The 15531-nt window shown below is 72.4% G+C and carries 11 protein-coding genes; 6 read left to right on the forward strand and 5 right to left on the reverse strand.

All coding sequences use genetic code 11. The features are described 5' to 3' along the window. Positions 1-144: 144 nt before the first annotated feature. The 3 genes from ACGFIB_RS21510 to ACGFIB_RS21520 all read left to right on the forward strand — a co-directional run bounded on the left by ACGFIB_RS21510 (position 145) and on the right by ACGFIB_RS21520 (position 2711). Positions 145-1392 carry a low temperature requirement protein A gene (locus tag ACGFIB_RS21510; protein WP_393374325.1) on the forward strand — a complete coding sequence of 416 codons (1248 nt, stop codon included), beginning with the start codon at positions 145-147 and terminating at the stop codon, positions 1390-1392. A gap of 94 nt (positions 1393-1486) precedes the next feature. Beyond that, a complete protein-coding gene (locus ACGFIB_RS21515) occupies positions 1487-2248 on the forward strand; it encodes an SDR family oxidoreductase (RefSeq protein ID WP_142572236.1) in 762 nt (253 codons plus the stop codon). A 232-nt stretch (positions 2249-2480) separates the two neighbouring features. Next, the gene (locus tag ACGFIB_RS21520) at positions 2481-2711 is read left to right on the forward strand and encodes a hypothetical protein (protein WP_142572237.1); all 231 of its coding nucleotides are present in this window, start codon (positions 2481-2483) and stop codon (positions 2709-2711) included. A 6-nt stretch (positions 2712-2717) separates the two neighbouring features. Here the strand turns inward: ACGFIB_RS21520 and ACGFIB_RS21525 are convergent, their stop codons facing one another. Continuing rightward, on the reverse strand, positions 2718-3416 hold the full coding sequence (locus ACGFIB_RS21525; RefSeq protein ID WP_393375073.1) for a sigma-70 family RNA polymerase sigma factor: 699 nt from the start codon (positions 3414-3416) through the stop codon (positions 2718-2720). A gap of 401 nt (positions 3417-3817) precedes the next feature. Here ACGFIB_RS21525 and ACGFIB_RS21530 point away from each other — a divergent pair, with 401 nt between their 5' ends. Beyond that, complete coding sequence (locus ACGFIB_RS21530; protein ID WP_393374328.1) at positions 3818-6586, forward strand: helix-turn-helix transcriptional regulator; 2769 nt, start codon at positions 3818-3820, stop codon at positions 6584-6586. A 77-nt stretch (positions 6587-6663) separates the two neighbouring features. On the opposite strand, the gene ACGFIB_RS21535 is transcribed toward ACGFIB_RS21530, so the two are convergent. Then, on the reverse strand, positions 6664-7923 hold the full coding sequence (locus ACGFIB_RS21535) for a cytochrome P450 (RefSeq protein ID WP_393374331.1): 1260 nt from the start codon (positions 7921-7923) through the stop codon (positions 6664-6666). A 286-nt stretch (positions 7924-8209) separates the two neighbouring features. Here ACGFIB_RS21535 and ACGFIB_RS21540 point away from each other — a divergent pair, with 286 nt between their 5' ends. Beyond that, positions 8210-9244 (forward strand): ferritin-like domain-containing protein, encoded by a 1035-nt coding sequence (locus ACGFIB_RS21540; RefSeq protein ID WP_393374334.1) that lies wholly within the window; start codon positions 8210-8212, stop codon positions 9242-9244. Between the two features lie 4 nt (positions 9245-9248). Here ACGFIB_RS21540 and ACGFIB_RS21545 read toward each other — a convergent pair whose 3' ends face one another. Further along, on the reverse strand, positions 9249-12005 hold the full coding sequence (locus tag ACGFIB_RS21545; protein WP_393374337.1) for an AAA family ATPase: 2757 nt from the start codon (positions 12003-12005) through the stop codon (positions 9249-9251). Between the two features lie 261 nt (positions 12006-12266). Further along, complete coding sequence (locus ACGFIB_RS21550; RefSeq protein ID WP_142572240.1) at positions 12267-12701, reverse strand: cupin domain-containing protein; 435 nt, start codon at positions 12699-12701, stop codon at positions 12267-12269. 283 nt (positions 12702-12984) lie between these two features. Between ACGFIB_RS21550 and ACGFIB_RS21555 the strand changes: the two genes are divergently transcribed. After that, the gene (locus ACGFIB_RS21555) at positions 12985-14286 is read left to right on the forward strand and encodes an FAD-dependent oxidoreductase (RefSeq protein ID WP_393374340.1); all 1302 of its coding nucleotides are present in this window, start codon (positions 12985-12987) and stop codon (positions 14284-14286) included. On the opposite strand, the gene ACGFIB_RS21560 is transcribed toward ACGFIB_RS21555, so the two are convergent. After that, a complete protein-coding gene (locus ACGFIB_RS21560; protein ID WP_357263584.1) occupies positions 14283-15167 on the reverse strand; it encodes a DNA-3-methyladenine glycosylase family protein in 885 nt (294 codons plus the stop codon). The genes ACGFIB_RS21555 and ACGFIB_RS21560 overlap by 4 nt on opposite strands. Positions 15168-15531: the final 364 nt, after the last annotated feature.

Below are 15531 nucleotides of genomic sequence, written 5' to 3' on the forward strand. Positions count from 1 at the left end.
GCACCCCACCCCCAACCCACCGGTGCCCGTTCCGCGCATTACCGCAGCCGGAAACGCGCGATCCCGGCGCCGCCTTGTCACAGATCGAGACTCTGCTCTGTCTTCGGGGCGGACCGTACGTTGCACAGCGACAGGAGCAGGACCTTGCCCCCAGCAGGCACCACGATCCGGATCCGGGTCCGGATGAGCGCCCGTGCCATCGATGAGCCGCACCGCGTTTCGAGTCAGCTCGAGCTGCTGTTCGATCTCACCTTCGTGGTCGCGGTCGCGGCCGTCACCGCGCAGTTCGCGCACGACATCGCCGGCGGTCACGGCCTGGCCGGGCTGGTGCCGTTCCTTCAGGTGTTCTTCGCGATCTGGTGGGCGTGGATGAACTTCACGTGGTTCGCCTCGTCGTACGACACCGACGACGTCGCCTACCGGCTGCTGACCATGGTGCAGATGGCCGGCGTGCTGGTCCTCGCCGCCGGCGTGCCCGCCGCGGCGAGCCACTCCGCCTACGGGGTCATCACGCTGGGCTACCTCGTCATGAGAGTCGGGCTCGTCGCCCAATGGCTGCGGGCCGGTCTCGAAGACCCGGCGCGGCGCCGCACCGCGTTTCGCTACGCCGGCGGCATCGCCTTCCTGCAATTGGGCTGGCTGTCGCGGCTCGTCCTCGTGGAGACGGGAGTGCTGCCCGCGTCCTTCGGCCTGCCGTTCTTCGTCTGCCTGGCCGCCCTGGAGCTCGCGGTGCCGTGGTGGGCGGAGCGGGCCAGGGCCACCAACTGGCACCCGCACCACATCGCCGAGCGCTACGGCCTGTTCACGATCATCCTGCTCGGTGAGAGCGTGCTGGCCGCGAGCAGAGGGGTCGGAAGAGCGCTGGAGGCGGACGCGGTCGGCGGTCCCTTCGTCGTGATCGCGGTCGCCGGTCTCATCCTGCTGTTCGCTCTTTGGTGGCTGTATTTCCTCGGGCCTGCGGGGGACGGTCTCAGTGATCGTCGCCATCGGTCCTATTTGTGGGGATATGGCCACTATGGAATTTTCGCGGCTCTGGCAGCCCTCGGCGCCGGGCTCGAGGTGACGGTGGAGAAGAGCGGGCACGGCGTCGCGGCGTCGCCGGCGCTCGGCTACGCGGTCGCCGTCCCGGTAGGGGTGTGTCTCGCCCTGCTGTGGGCGGTGCACGTGATTGTCGTCGCAGAGCCCGTCATGTACCCGGCCGCTGTGTTGGGGTGCGTCGTCATCGTCCTGTCGCTGCCACTCGCGACGCCCTGGATCGGCGTGGCCGGCATGGTCGCGGCGATCGCGGCCGTCTGCGTTCTGCTGGTCGCCGTCACGATCTGGACGGCGGCCGCCGGGTCCCGCACCGGAGCACGCCGTCATGACCACGTGACCGATGACGAGTTGACGTGAACCTGCCGGTTGCCGTCACAACCCCGAGGGCTGTCCGGTCTTAGCTGGCGACCGGGTGACGACGAAGTGACCCGGCGGACAGAAGGAGAGCGCAGTGAAGATCGTGGTAATCGGCGGCACCGGCCTGATCGGGTCCAAGCTGGTGAAGAAGCTGGGCGAGCACGGCCACGAGGCGGTCGCGGCATCGCCGAACACCGGCGTCAACACGCTGACCGGTGAGGGGCTGGCCGAGGTGCTGACGGGCGCGAAGGTCGTGGTCGACGTGTCGAACTCACCGTCGTTCGAGAGGGCCGCGGTGCTGAAGTTCTTCGAGACCTCCACGGGCAACCTGCTCGCCGCGGAGGCGGAGGCGGGCGTGGGTCACCATGTCGCGGTCTCGATCGTGGGAACGGAGCGGATGCCGGAGAACGGCTACTTCGCGGCGAAGATCGCCCAGGAGCAGCTGATCGAGAAGTCGGGGATCCCGTTCTCGCTCGTGCACTCGACCCAGTTCTTCGAGTTCGCCCGGGGCATCGCGGACGACGCCACGGTGGACGGCAAGGTGCACATGGCGCCGGTGCTCTTCCAGCCCATCGCGGGCGACGATGTCGCCCAGGCGGTCGGCCGGACCGCGGTGGGGTCGCCGCTGAACGGCAAGATCGAGATCGCCGGGCCCGAGCAGTCCCTCATGGACGAGTTCTTCCGGCAGGCGCTGATCGCCTGGGGTGACCCGCGCGAGGTGGTCACCGACCCGCACGCGCGTTACTTCGGCAGCGAGCTGACCGAGCGGTCGCTCGTTCCGCTCAACGACGACGACGCGGCCCTCGGCACGATCCGCTACCACGACTGGCTCGGCCGCACCTCCACCGGCAAGTAAGCCGACCAGGCGGTTCATCCCCCCGAGGGCGCACGCGATGACCGCGATCACCGGCCACACCGCCGCTCCGGCCGCGCCGCAGTACCGGCTGCGCCGCGGTCTCCCGCTCCGCTGCTGTCCGGCTGCGCTGCGGCTCGGCTGCGCTGCTGTCCCGGCTACGCGGTGCAGGTCGCCGCGGTCATCGCGTCCCGCCCCTGCCGAGCCATCCGCACAAGACACGGAGAGAGGAACGATGGCCGTTCCGAGCGACGAGAACGAATTCCTGCACGAGCTCGAAATCGAGGTCGAGGCGGAGGTGATCCAGGTCGAGTCCAGCCGTCCGGAGGACGCCGCCGCCCTGCCAGTCACCGACTGGCTCTTCGACCCGGCGGACGCCGAGCGCGAGGAGATCGGCCTGCGGGGTCTGCTCGCCGCGGTGGAGGTGCTGGAAGACGACCTCCGGCCCGGCGATCCCGCCGAGTAGAGCGGTCTAGCAGCGGGCGACACCGACGGCGAGCAGCTCTTCCAGCTCAGCAAGGTCGCCGGTCTGCGCGGCGGACAGGAACGTCCGTACGAGGCGCCGGTGCCCGGTGGTGCTCACCGGGGTGTGCCTGCCGGTGGCGAGGTGGTGGCGGGCGCGCCGCAGGAGTTGCCGCGCGTGGTCCTCGCTCAGATGGAGGATCTCGGAGATCCTGCGGTAGGGGTAGTCGAAGGCCATGCGCAGCAGATAGACCGCTCGTTCGGCGGAGGTCAGTCTCTCCAGCAGCAGCCGGATCGCGGCCTCGACCGCCTCATGCCGTTCCGCCGCCGTCTCGGGGCCGACGGAGCGGTCCGCCGTCTCGGGCAGCCAGGCGCCGGCAGTGGTCTCCCGGCGCCTGCGCGCGGACTGGGCGACGTTGAGGGCGAGCCTGGTGGTGGTCAGCGCGAGGAACGCGGGCGGATCGACGACGATCGAGCGGTCGGCGCGGGCCCAGCGCAGCCACGTCTCCTGCACCACGTCCTCGGCCTCGCCCACGTCGTGCAGGACACGCAGGCCGATCGCGAAGAGCCGGGGTGCGACGCCGGCGAACGCCGAGGCGGCTCCGTCCCATCTTCCGATCGATCCCTGGCCGGTCCGGTCCGCGTGGTCCCCGTGGTCCCCGTGGTCCCCGTGGTCCGCGTGGTCCGCGTGCGGGCCCGACAGGTTCATCGTCACGATCTCGGCTCCGTTCACACCCGGCATCCGGCGGTTGCCGCTGTGCTCACGGTCGCGCCCGGAGCCCTCTCATCGCGCCCTGGAGAGCACGTGGTCGACACCCTGGCCCGCATGCCGCGGGTCCCCAGTGGACCCGGGGCGAACGCCGGGGGCGCGGCAGGGGGGCGGCAGGGGGCGCGGCCCGGGCCGCTTCGCACCGAGGTCGTCGCGCTGGTCGTTATAGGCAGAGTCACCCTGACCGCCGATAATGACCAGGCTGGTGGTGATTGCCGGGTTAACACCGGAAAGGTGGCTGCGCGCCGATCCGAGAGGAAGCGCGGGTAGCCTCCTACGTCCGGCGGTCGACGGTCAACGGTCAACGGTCAACGGGTGAAGGGTCGGCGGGGGCAGTGCCCATGACAGGCGGAGGTTCCGAGTCGCGGCTTCGTGGGCGGCAGATCGAGTGCGAGACGCTGGACCGGCTCATGGCGGCCGTGCAGGCCGGCAACAGCTCGGTCCTGGTCCTGCGCGGCGAGGCCGGCATCGGCAAGACGGCACTGCTGGAATACGCACGAAGCAGCGCGTCCGGCTGCCGGACGGCCAGGGTGGCGGGCGTCGAGTCCGAGATGGAGCTGGCCTTCGGCGGCCTGCATCAGCTGTGCGCCCCGTTCTTGGATCACCTCGGTCACCTGCCGGGCCCGCAACGCGACGCGCTCGGTACGGCGTTCGGCCTGAGCGCCGGACCTCCGCCCGATCGCTTCCTGGTCGGGCTCGCGGTGCTCAACCTGCTGGCCGACGTGGCCGGGAAAGGGCCGCTGGTCTGCCTCGTCGACGACGCCCAGTGGCTCGACGAGGTCTCCGCGCAGACCCTCGCCTTCGTCGCGCGACGCCTGCTCGCGGAGCCGATCGGGCTGGTGCTCGCAGTGCGCGAGCCCCACCTCGAACACGAGCTCACGGGGCTGCCGCGACTCGACGTGGGGCGGTTGAGCGACGGCGACGCCCGCGCGCTGCTGGACACCGTGATCCTTGGGCGGCTCGACGAGCGGGTCCGTGACCGGATCGTCGCCGAGGCCCAGGGAAACCCGCTGGCCCTGCTTGAGCTGCCGAAGGGGTTGACGGCCACCGAACTGGCGGGCGCGCTCGGGCGGCCCGGCGTGCGGGCGCCCGTGGGCCGGATCGAGCAGAGCTTTCTGCGGCGGGTCCGGTCGCTGCCGTCCGAGACACAGCGGCTGCTGCTCGTCGCGGCGGCCGAGCCGGTGGGCGACGTGACGTTGCTGACGCGGGCGGCGGAGCTGCTCGACATCCAGTGGGCCGCGGCCGCCCCGGCCGAAGCGGCGGGGCTGATCACCATCGGCGCCCGGGTGCGTTTCCGCCATCCCCTCCTGCGCTCGGCGGCCTACCGCGTGGCAGCCCCGCAGGACCGGCAGGACGTCCACCGCGCGCTGGCCGACGCGACCGACGCCCGGTCGGATCCCGACCGCTGGGCATGGCACCTGGCCAACGCCACGGCCGGCCCCGACGAGACGGTGGCCACCGAGCTGGAGCGCTCCGCCGATCGGGCGCAGGCGCGCGGAGGCGTCGCGGCGGCGGCGGCGTTCCTGGAGCGAGCGGCCGAGCTGACCCCCGATCCCGCCCGCCGAGGCGCCAGGGCGCTGGCGGCTGCACGGGCCAAATACCAGGCCGGCGGCTACGACGCCGCGCTCGAACTGCTGGACGCGGCCGAGCTCGGCTCCCTCGACGATCACCAACTCGCCCAGTCCAGCCTGCTGCGCGGTCAGATCGTGTTCGCGTCCAGAAGTGCCGGCGCTGCCCTGCCACTGCTGCTCAGAGCCGGGAAGCACCTGGAGCCGCTGGACGCCGGGCTGGCCCGTGAGACCTACCGCGACGCGCTGTACGCGGCTCTCACCGCAGGCCGTCTGCCGAGCGGCGCCCAGTTGCCGGATGTCGCGGAGGCGGTGCTCGGCGCGCCGCCGGGGCCTCGGCCGGGGCGCGACGACCTGCTCCTGAACGGCCTGGCCGTGGTGGCCACCGAGGGCTACCCGGCGGGCGCGCCGATGTTGCTGCAGGCCCTGAGCGCCTTCCGGGCCGAAGCCGTCTCCGCGGAAGAAGGCCTCGGCTGGCTCCCGCTCGCATGCCGCATGGCCCATAACGTCTGGGACTTCGACAGCTGGTCCGTGCTCTCGGCGAGGCTGGTCGATTTGGCCCGCGAGACGGGAGCTTTGTCGGTGCTGCCGTCGGCTCTGCTGCTGCGCCTGTCGAATCGGGTCTTCGCCGGCGAGCTCGACGTCGCCGGCACGCTGGCCGCCGAGGCGATGACGATCGGTGAGGTGACGGGCAGCCGCTTCCTCGCCCAGTACGGCGCCCTGGTGCTCCACCCGTGGAGGGGCCGGGAGGCCGCGACACGTCAGGTGATCGAAGCGATCACCCGGGACAGGGCCCTCGAAGGAGAAGGGAAGGTGCTGACCGCCACCCAGTGGGCGAGCGCCGTGCTCTACAACGGCCTCGGCCGCTATGAGGAGGCCTACGTCGCGGCCGAGCGTGGCTGCGAGCACCCGCAGGAGCTGGGGCTGGCCTCCTCGTCCATGGTCGAGCTCGTCGAGGCGGCCGCCCGGAGCGGACGGCCGGCCCGTGCCGCGGAAACCGCCCGGCGACTCGACGAGATGGCCCGGGCCGGCGGCACCGACTGGGCTCTTGGCACCTCGGCGAGCGCGCGCGCCCTGGTGAGCGACGGACCGGCCGCAGATGCTCTGTATCGCGAGGCGGTCGAGCGGCTCGGCCGCACCGAGGTCCGGACGACGCTCGCCCGCACCCGGCTGCTCTACGGCGAGTGGCTGCGCCGGGAGAACCGCCGCGCCGACGCACGCGAGCAACTGGGCATGGCGTACGAGATGCTCAGCGACATGGGGGCCGAGGCGTTCGCGGAACGTGCCCGGCGCGAGCTCCAGGCCACCGGCGAGACGGTACGCAAACGCACCGTCGAGATGCACACCGCTCTCACCGCCCAGGAAGCGCAGATCGCGCGCCTGGCCGGTGACGGGCTGACGAACCCCGAGATCGGCGCTCAGCTCTTCATCAGCCCGCACACCGTCGAATGGCACCTGCGCAAGGTCTTCGCGAAGCTCGGCATCGCGTCCCGCAGGCAGATCAGCACCGCGCTACTCGAAGGGACCGGGGCCACGGCCTGAGGCCCGGCGGCCGCTGCCGGCCGCGCCCGGCCCCGCCTCGGTCAGGAACCCGCCGCTGCCGAGGTGACGCGCATGGCTCAGGAACCCTCTGCCGCCGAGGTGACGTGCATGGCGACCGGCCGAAGGGCCAGGCCGTCGGTCCATGCCACCGACTCGGGCGAGTCGGTCAGGCGGAGAGCGGGTCGCCCGGTGACCAGGGCTCTGATCGCCTCGGTGAGCTCGACCCTGGCGAGACTGGCGGCGAGGCAGCGGTGCGGACCATAACCGAAGGCCACATGGGGGTTGGGAGGGTGGTCGGTGAAACGGTGGATGTCGAACCGGCCGGGCTCGGGGAACGCCTGCGGGTCGTGGTTGGCCGCGTTCAGGTTCGGCATGACGACCGTCCCCGCGCTCAGCGAGCCGCCGGGCAGGTCGGTGTCCGCCGTGATGCGGCGCATGAAGGCGTTGGCGGGCGGCCCGTCGAAGCGCAGGATCTCCTCGACGGCGGTGGCCGTCAGGCCCGGGTCCGCGACCAGCTCGTCCCACTGGCTCGGGTGGAGGAGCAACCGGAAGACGCCTCGGGCGATCATCGAGGCGGTCGTCTCGTAACCGGCCGTGATCAGGGAGAAGACGGTGTTGACGAGTTCGCCCTCCGACAGCCGGTCCCCGGAGTCCCTGGCCTGGATGAGCAGGTCGATGAGGTCCTCGCCAGGCGAGAGGCGATGCTGGGCGACCAGCTCGGTGGCATAGGCCATGAAGTCGCTGTAGCCCTCGTAACGCGCCTGCTCGGTGGCCGTGGAGGTGGTCAGGAACATGTCCGTCCAATGGACGAACTGCTCGTAGTGGTCCATCGGCACGCCGAGCATCGCGCAGATGACATGGGCGGGCAGCCGCAGCGCGTATCCCTGGACCAGCTCGAAGCGGTCGCCCAGACCGTCGAGGAGCTCTTGGGCGATCGCCGCGACGCGGGGACGCCAGGGTTCGATCTGGCGCGGGGTGAAGGTGCCCTGCATGATCCTGCGGTAGCGCGTGTGCTCCGGCGGATCCTGATTGATCAGCGCGTCCGGGTCGTCGTCGATGCCGACGCCGCTCACGAACCGCGGCAACCCGGGGATGCGTAGATTGCGGCTGGATGTGGGCGAGGCCAGCAGCGCGCGGACGTCCTCGTACCGGACGGCCATCGGGACGCGGTCGCCGCTGGGCATGGTCGCCGGCTCCAACGGCCCCGACTCGCGCCTGCGGGCGAACTCCGGTGGTGGCGTGGCAAGCGGCCCCGGCACGATATCCGGCCCGACGCCGGTCTCGATGGTGGGCCCGATGGTGGGCTCACTCCCGTGCGGATCCAGCTCGGCGGTCATTGCAACCCCTTCCGGTCCGGGTCGCCCGGGGTGCGGCCTACGCGGAACGTACGAAATGCCGCACCATCCGTCAACGGACGGATTCCGAGGAGGAGCTCATAGACCGCGAAGACGTTCGCGGCGGCTGTCACAAGTCCGGCGGCTGTCCGGTCTTAGCGTGCGACCGGCCGGCACCCCGGTGTCCGGCACCCCCTGAGACCCATGCCGCCGGGCGGTCATCTCGCACAACGACCACTTCTGCCAGTGAGGTAGGACTTCGATGAAGGATCTGACACCCCAGAGGACTGTGGCTACCGGGCCGGCGCCGATCACCACTCTCGACGATCTGCGTGAGCACCTTCAGTGGGCGGTCGAGCTGGAACACGCGACGTTGCCGCCATACCTGTGCGCGCTCTACTCCCTGGAGCCGGAGCACAATCCGGAGGCCGCGGAGGTGGTGGGCAGCGTCTTCGCCGAGGAGATGCTGCACCTGGCGCTGGCCGCGAACCTGCTCAACGCCGTAGGCGGCCGGCCGCGCCTCGACATGCCGGAGATGTTGCCGCCGTATCCCCGGCGGCTGCCCCACAGCGACCTGGAGCTGTCGTTACTCCCGTTCGGCCCGCAGGCCCTGGAGATGTTCCTGCGGCTGGAACGGCCGGCCCCGCCCGGCGCGCCGGCGGAGGCCGACGGCTACGAGACGATCGGGCAGTTCTACGCCGCGATCGAACAGGGTCTGCGCCACCTGTGCGAGCGGCTGGGCGAGCGGGAGGTCTTCTGCGGCGACCCCGCGCGCCAGGTGAGCGGCGGCCGTTTCCGGCACACCGCGGGGGGCTTGTTCGCGGTGGAGGATCTGGAGTCGGCGCTGGGCGCGCTGAGGGAGATCGTCGAACAGGGCGAGGGCACGGCCCGGGGTGAGGTCTGGGACGGGGACCAGGACATCTTCCACCCCGATCGGGACGAGGTCGCCCACTACTACCGCTTCCGGGAGCTCCAGCTCGGCCGGCGCTACCGGCGTGGCGACACCCCGCAGTCCGGGCCGACCGGCGAGACGATCTCGGTGGACCCTGCCGCCGTGCGTCCGATGCGGCCCAATCCGCGACTGTCCGACCACGCCCCGGGCAGCGCGATCCGCACCGCTCAGGACGGGTTCAACCGCGTCTACTGCACGCTGTTGAACCAGCTGGAGCAGGCCTTCAATGGCGACCCGAAACGGCTCGGGGCCGCCGTCGGCACGATGTACGCGCTCAAGGCCCAGGCCGACGCCCTGATGCTGATGCCCGACGTCGACGGCACCACGGCCGGCCCCACCTTCGGCTACGTGCCGCCGGAGTCCCGCTCATGAGCGTCTACCGCGCTTCGGAGTCGAGCTCGGCGAGCGCGGTCTTCAGCTCCGCACGCCCTCTGATGCCGAGCTTCGTGAAGACCTTGCGCAGGTGGTATTCGGCGGTGCGCGCGCTGATGAACAGCCGCGCGCCGATGTCCCGGTTGGTGAGTCCCTCACGCGCGAGGCGCGCCACGTTGAGCTCCTGCTCGGTGAGCCGCGCCGACGACCCGTGCACGCGTACGCGCGGGGTCTCGCCGCTCGCGCTCAGCCCGCGTGCGGCGCGCTCGGCGAAGCCGTTCAAGCCACAGCCCGACAGCGCCTCGTGGGCCGCCCGGAGCTGCTCGCGCGCCTCGGCGTGCCGGCCCGCGCGGCCGAGCGTCTCTCCGTACAGCAGGCGGCAGCGCCCCACCATGATCGGAATTCGCTCGTGCTCGAAGCGCTTGATCGCGTCCCGGTACAGGCTCTCCGCCTCGTCGCCCTCGCGCAGCTGCGCCTCCGCCATCGCCAGCACGCCCAGCGCGTAGCCGGTGCCCGCCGGCCGCGTGACGCCCACCAGCCGCTCGAACGCCTGCTCGGCGAGCGCGCGCTCACCCGTCCGCACGGCCGCCTCCACCAGTTCGAGCAGGGTGCGCATCGCGTGGCTCAGCTCGTGCGTGTACGGGAGCTCGCGGCGGCCCGAGGCCACCGCGTCGGCGAAACGCCCGAGGCCGTTGTAGAGGATGGCCTCCGCGAAGTTGACCGCGCTCAGCCCGTAGCCCTCGCCACGGGCGTACGCGTCGGCTCGGATCTGCTCCGCCCAGCGTTCCGTCTCGCCGGCCTGCCCCCGGTAGGCCGCCAGGAAGAGCCGCCCGTACTGCGGCAGCGGGTGCCCTGTGACGTCCTTGATGGCGTCGATCTCGTCGCAGGAGGCCTCCGCCGCGTCCAGGTCGCCGTCGACCGTCTGCGCCAGCATCAGCAGGCTCAGGGCGATCGGCAGCACCGTCACCACGCCGTCGGCGCGGGCGAGCTCGACCTGCCGGTCGGCGAGCACGCGGAGCATGCGGGTGTCCCACAGATCCTGCGCGGCGCGGGAGGCGAACCACATCCAGTGCAGTTCGAGCGAGTCCGGGGCCTGTTCGAGGAACGCGCGCTGCGCGCGGCGCAGGACCGCGATCGCGGCCTCCTGCCCCCTGGCGGCGAGCAGCGCCTGGCCGCGCAGGATCAGGTCCCGCGCGCGGTCGGACGCCTCGGCGCCGGGCGTCGCCTCCAGGATCGCGTTCGCGACGGCGGCCACCTGCTCGGCGTCGCCGAGGCGGCCGCCGTAGATCGCGGCCGCCAGCGCCTCGATGTAGGTGTCGCGGGCGAGTATCGGGTCGAGCCCTTCGAGACCCTGCGCTGCGGCGAGGAGGAGCGCCGCCCCGCTGCTGTCGCGCCGCAGCGCGTATCCGGCGCGGGCGCGCAGCCGGGCGACGAGCGCCTCTTGCAACGCGGTGAGAGGAAGGTCGCGGGCGGTGTCGAGCAGGCGCAGGGCCGCCGCGGGTGCGCCCGCGTCGTGCTTGGCCTCGGCGGCCGCGATCAGCCGCTGCGTGCGGCGGAACGGCTCCGGCGTCAGCTCCGCCGCCCGCTCCAGGAACGCGCCCGCAGCGGCCGCGCCGCCGCGGGTTCGCGCCCGCAGCGCGGACCGCTCAAGGTCGGCGGCGACCTCCTCGTCCGGGCGCAGCGTCGCGCTGGCCCGATGCCATGCCCGGCGATCCGGGTCGTGCCCGGCGCTGGTGACCTCGGCCAGCGCGGCGTGGACACGCCGCCGGTCCTCCGGCGAGGCCGCCCGGTAGACCGCCGACCGTACGAGCGGATGGCGGAACCCGACGCGCGTGCCGACCACGAGCGCGTCGGCGTCCGTGGCGGCGTCGACGTCCTGCGGGCCCAGCCCCAGCACCGTGCTCGCACGCCACAGCAGCCCGGGATCACCGGTCGGGTCCGCGGCCGCGAGCAGCAGCAACAGGCGCGCCGACGCGGGCAGCGGTTCGAGCTGCGCGACCAGGCTCTGCTCGATGCGGCTCTCCAGCGGCAACGAGCGGGTGAGAGCGAACCCGCCGGCGATCTCGGCCGGGCTCAGCGCCCGGGGCAGCTCCCGCAGTGCGAGCGGATTGCCGCGCGCCTCCGCGATCAGCTGGTCGCGCACCCGCCGGTCGAGGCCGCCGGGGGCCGCGAGGCGCAGAAGTTCACGCGCGTCGTCGTGGCTCAGTCCCTCGACGACCATCTGCCGAAGCCCGGTGAACGCCTCGCCCACCGTACGCATGGCGAGCACGATGGCGACTCCCTCGGCGTCGAGGCGCCGGGCCGCGAACGCGACGGCCCGCGCCGACGCCTCGTCGAGCCACTGCGCGTCGTCGACGACGCAGAGCAGCGCCCGCCGGCCCGCCGCCTCGGTGAGCAGCCCGAGCAGTGCGAGCCCGACGAGGAACGGGCTGGGCGCGGAGCCCTGGCGCAGGCCGAACGCCGCCTCGATCGCCTCGCGCTGCGGGGCGGGCAGCCGCCCGGCCGAGCTCAGCATGTGCCCGCACAACTGGTGCAGACCGGCGTAGGCCAGCTCCATCTCGGACTCCGACGCGACGATGCGCTCGACCCGTACGTCGATCGCGGTGCGCGCCGCCATGTGGTCCAGGAGCGCGGTCTTGCCGACGCCCGCCTCGCCGGAGACGACCAGCGCACCGCTGCGGCCGGCGCGGGCACGGTCCACCAGCGCGTCCAGCTCCGCCGACTCGCGATGCCGTCCCCGCAGCGGCACGGTCTCGGTCACGCGTCACCTTCGCTGGGATCTACCGATGCATGCTGTCCCTGGCGACCAAGATCTTATCTGAGGCGTCGGTGACGCAGGAGCGAGGGCGGCAGGCCAGGGGCGCGCCAAAGCCGAAGGCGGGAACCCGATCCGGTTCCCGCCTTCTCCGCTCCCGCTTCCCCTGCTCCCGCTTCCCCTGCTCCCGCTTTCCCTGCTCTCACGGATCCGCCGTGCGGGCGAGTGCGAGCAGATCACGGACGAGCGCGGTCAGTGCGGCCCTGGTCATGAACGCGGCGCCCGACGGTCCCGCCGAGCTTCCAGCTCCTCCGGGCCGACCACGGTCAGCATCGGCTGCCCGGGCGCGCAGAACATCGTCACCACGAACGCCGACTCCTCGTCGGCGAGGTGGTTGCCGTCCTGGTAGTGGATCACGTCGCCGCCGGGCTCCCAGAACGTCTCACCGGCCCGGACGACCCGCGCGGGCTCGCCTTCGAGCTCGAAGTCCATCGCCCCCTTGACCACGAATCCGTACACCGGCCCGGAGTGGCGGTGAGGCGGCGTGCCGGCGCTGTCCGGCGGCAACGTCACCAGGATCGTCATCGCCTCGGCCCCCTCCGGCACTTGCGGGGCCTCCGGAACGTTGCCGACCATGTCGATCTCCGGCGGCGGACCGCTCTTGCCGTAGTTCTCATAGTGGTGAGCGTGATCGGTGCTCATCGGGCCTCCTTCGCGACACGGTGGCCGACTGGTTCCGGCCGTACACCAGCTCAGACAAGGCAGCTTCCCGATGTGTGACACGTGCCCACGACCGAGGCCGTCACCCGCGAGTCGCACACCATCCGCGGCCTGAGCCTGCCTGCCCCGCTGCGGCCTGAGCTGACGCTCCTCGTCCGCGCGGGCTCGGCAGGCGACCGGATCACCCGCGCTCCGCGACGCCCAGGAGGACAGACTGGTCGTGACCGCGAAGGTCGGCGGTGAACCCCGACAGGAGTGTGTGCCGATGCCGCGAGTGCCACAGGTCGTCGTCATCGGAGGGGGCCTCGGCGGGCTCTGCCTGGCCCACGGCCTGCGGATGGCCGGGATCGGCGTGACGGTCCACGAGCGCGATCCCTCACCCGGCCACCGGCCGCAGGGATACCGCCTCCACCTCGACTCACGCGGCGCGGGCGCGCTGCACCAGTGCCTGCCGCCCCGCCTGTACGAGCTGTTCACCGCCACGGCCGGGCTGCCCAGCAGGCGGGTCACCGTCCTCGACGAACGCCTGCGGGAAGTGCACGCCGTGACGTTCGACAGCGTCTCCGCTGGGGGCGTGCCGGCAGAGGGTGGGTCGGCGGAGCGTGGGTCGGCGGAGCGTGGGTCGGCAGAGGGTGGGTCGGCAGGGGGCGACCCCGCGACCTTCAGCGCTCCGGTCGACCGGATGGTGCTGCGCCAGGTTCTCCTGGCCGGGCTGGACGACGTGGTCAGTTACGGCGCCGAGTTCACGCACTACGAGCACCAGGGCGAGCGGGTGCGCGCCTGGTTCGCCGACGGCGGCAGCGTCACGGGGGACGTGCTGGTGGGCGCCGACGGCGTCGGCTCACGCGTACGCGCGCAGCTCCTGCCACACGCGCGGATCAAGGATCTGGGCACCAGATGCGTCTACGGCAGGACGCTGCTCGACGAGCGGGTGGCCGCCCTGCTCCCTCCCCGGCTGCACGAGGGCTTCGTGTCGGTGCACGCGCGCCGGGCCGGCCTGGCGCTGGGTCTGGTGCGGCTGCGCGAGGATCCCGCGGAGGCGGCCGCCGGGCTCTGGCCGGGGCTGCGTCCACAGTGGCCAGGCGACTACGTGATGTGGGCGCTGACGGTGGACGCGCGCGAGCTGCCGGGCGCCGGCGCCGAACTGCCGGCCGCCGGAGGGCTGCACGAGTTCGTGAAGCGGCGCATCTCCACCTGGCACCCCGACCTGGTGTCCCTGGTGGCCGCCGCCGAAGTGGATCAGACGGCCTGTGTGGCGATCAGGAGCTCCGTCCCCGTCGGGCCCTGGAGACCGTCCAACGTCACCGTGCTGGGCGACGCCGTTCACGCGATGAGCCCGGCCCAGGGCTCGGGGGCCAACTGCGCGTTGCTCGACGCGGCCGTCCTGTGCCGTGCGCTGTCCGGCGCCGTCGCCGCGGGCCTGCCGCTCGACGGCGCGATCGGCGACTACGAACGGCGGATGACCGGCTACGGATTCGCCGCGGTCCGGGCCTCGGAGCGGGCGGCGACGGCGGGGAGCGGCCCTCTGGCCAGGGCGATGTTCCGGCTCGGGCGAATGCTCCGCTAGGACCTTTCCGAGACTCCGTAGCCGGACGCGCGGAAGAGGAAGGAGGCCCAGGAGCGGTAGGGCCGCCATGCCTCGGCCGCCTTCCGGTACGCGGCGGGCGGGGCGTCCTCCGGCAGGCCGTACGCCTCGCGCAGGATCGCGAACAGCCGTGGTTCGTCGCCCGGGAACGCGTCCGGCGCGCCCGCGCCGCGGATCAGGATCAGACCGGCGGAGAACGGCCCCACGCCGGGCAGGGCACGCAGCTCCGCCAGCGCCTCCTGGGGGTCGAGCGCGCGCAGATGCTCGGAGGTGAGCACGCCGTCGAGCGCCGCCCGGGCCAGCCCGCGCAGCCACTCCTCCTTCTGCGCGGGCAGGCCGAGACCGCCGGCCTGCAACAGCGTCATGGGCGGAGGAAAGGCGGTGTAGGTCGCCCCGTCCACCACGACCTTCGCGCCGTATCGCTCCGCGATGCGCTGTTTGAGCCGGGCGGCGATGAGCATCGACGAACGCTGCACGATCACCGCCCAGCAGGCCGCCTCCCAGGGGCTCCAGAAGCCCAGCGGGCGCAGCCCGGGGCTCTTGCGCTGCAGGTCGCCGAGCACCGGGTCGGCCTCGCCGGCCGCGGCGAAGCCGGAGCCGTCCACGTCGAGGGACAGGATGCGCGCCACCTCGCCCCGGATCGGTGGCCCGGCGGCCCGCGTCGTGGCGACGGCGACCCCGTCCGGCGCGGCGGTCACGGTCACGCCGAGCGGCAGCCAGTCGGACTCCGCGCAGTAGGCGAAGCGCAGCGCGTGCCCGTCGGAGGGGAGCCCACTGGTAGCGGGCCAGTCCTCGACGAAGCGCAACGTCGCGCCGAAGTCGAACGGGCCCTGCGCCGTGAGCGTGAAACCGTGCCTGGTCATGCGCGCATCGTACGAGGCCCGACCGACAGACGATCATGCCGGGCGGCGTGGGCACGACCCCCCCGCGGGCCGTACCGGATCCGCCCCGCAAGACGCCCTGCGATCCCCATGCGATCCGCCCCGCGATCCGCCCCATCGGATCCTCGGGAACGAGGACCCCGGCGAGAGCGGGGAAGTACCATGTCGGCAACCGTCCGCAGGATGATCACGTTCGGCGTATCGGAAAAGAGGTGGCCCCGCGCCTCGGAAACGCCTTCCTTCGAAAGCTTTCGGCAGGAGACTTGCGACTTTCACTGTCGCCTCTCCGCTCCTGTTGCCTATTCTTCCGTTGCACGGCGACGTCCGGCGTGACCAAAACCCGGAC

Source organism: Microbispora bryophytorum (genome assembly GCF_043197435.1).
Classification (GTDB): Bacteria; Actinomycetota; Actinomycetes; order Streptosporangiales; family Streptosporangiaceae; genus Microbispora; species Microbispora bryophytorum.

What these genes read in the sequence shown, in the direction of transcription:
- ACGFIB_RS21550 (WP_142572240.1), bottom strand. Translation starts at nt 12,701, where the DNA reads ATGAGCACCGATCACGCTCACCACTATGAGAACTACGGCAAGAGCGGT.
- ACGFIB_RS21525 (WP_393375073.1), bottom strand. Translation starts at nt 3,416, where the DNA reads ATGAACCTGTCGGGCCCGCACGCGGACCACGCGGACCACGGGGACCAC.
- ACGFIB_RS21535 (WP_393374331.1), bottom strand. Translation starts at nt 7,923, where the DNA reads ATGACCGCCGAGCTGGATCCGCACGGGAGTGAGCCCACCATCGGGCCC.
- ACGFIB_RS21530 (WP_393374328.1), top strand. Translation starts at nt 3,818, where the DNA reads ATGACAGGCGGAGGTTCCGAGTCGCGGCTTCGTGGGCGGCAGATCGAG.
- ACGFIB_RS21520 (WP_142572237.1), top strand. Translation starts at nt 2,481, where the DNA reads ATGGCCGTTCCGAGCGACGAGAACGAATTCCTGCACGAGCTCGAAATC.
- ACGFIB_RS21560 (WP_357263584.1), bottom strand. Translation starts at nt 15,167, where the DNA reads ATGACCAGGCACGGTTTCACGCTCACGGCGCAGGGCCCGTTCGACTTC.
- ACGFIB_RS21555 (WP_393374340.1), top strand. Translation starts at nt 12,985, where the DNA reads ATGCCGCGAGTGCCACAGGTCGTCGTCATCGGAGGGGGCCTCGGCGGG.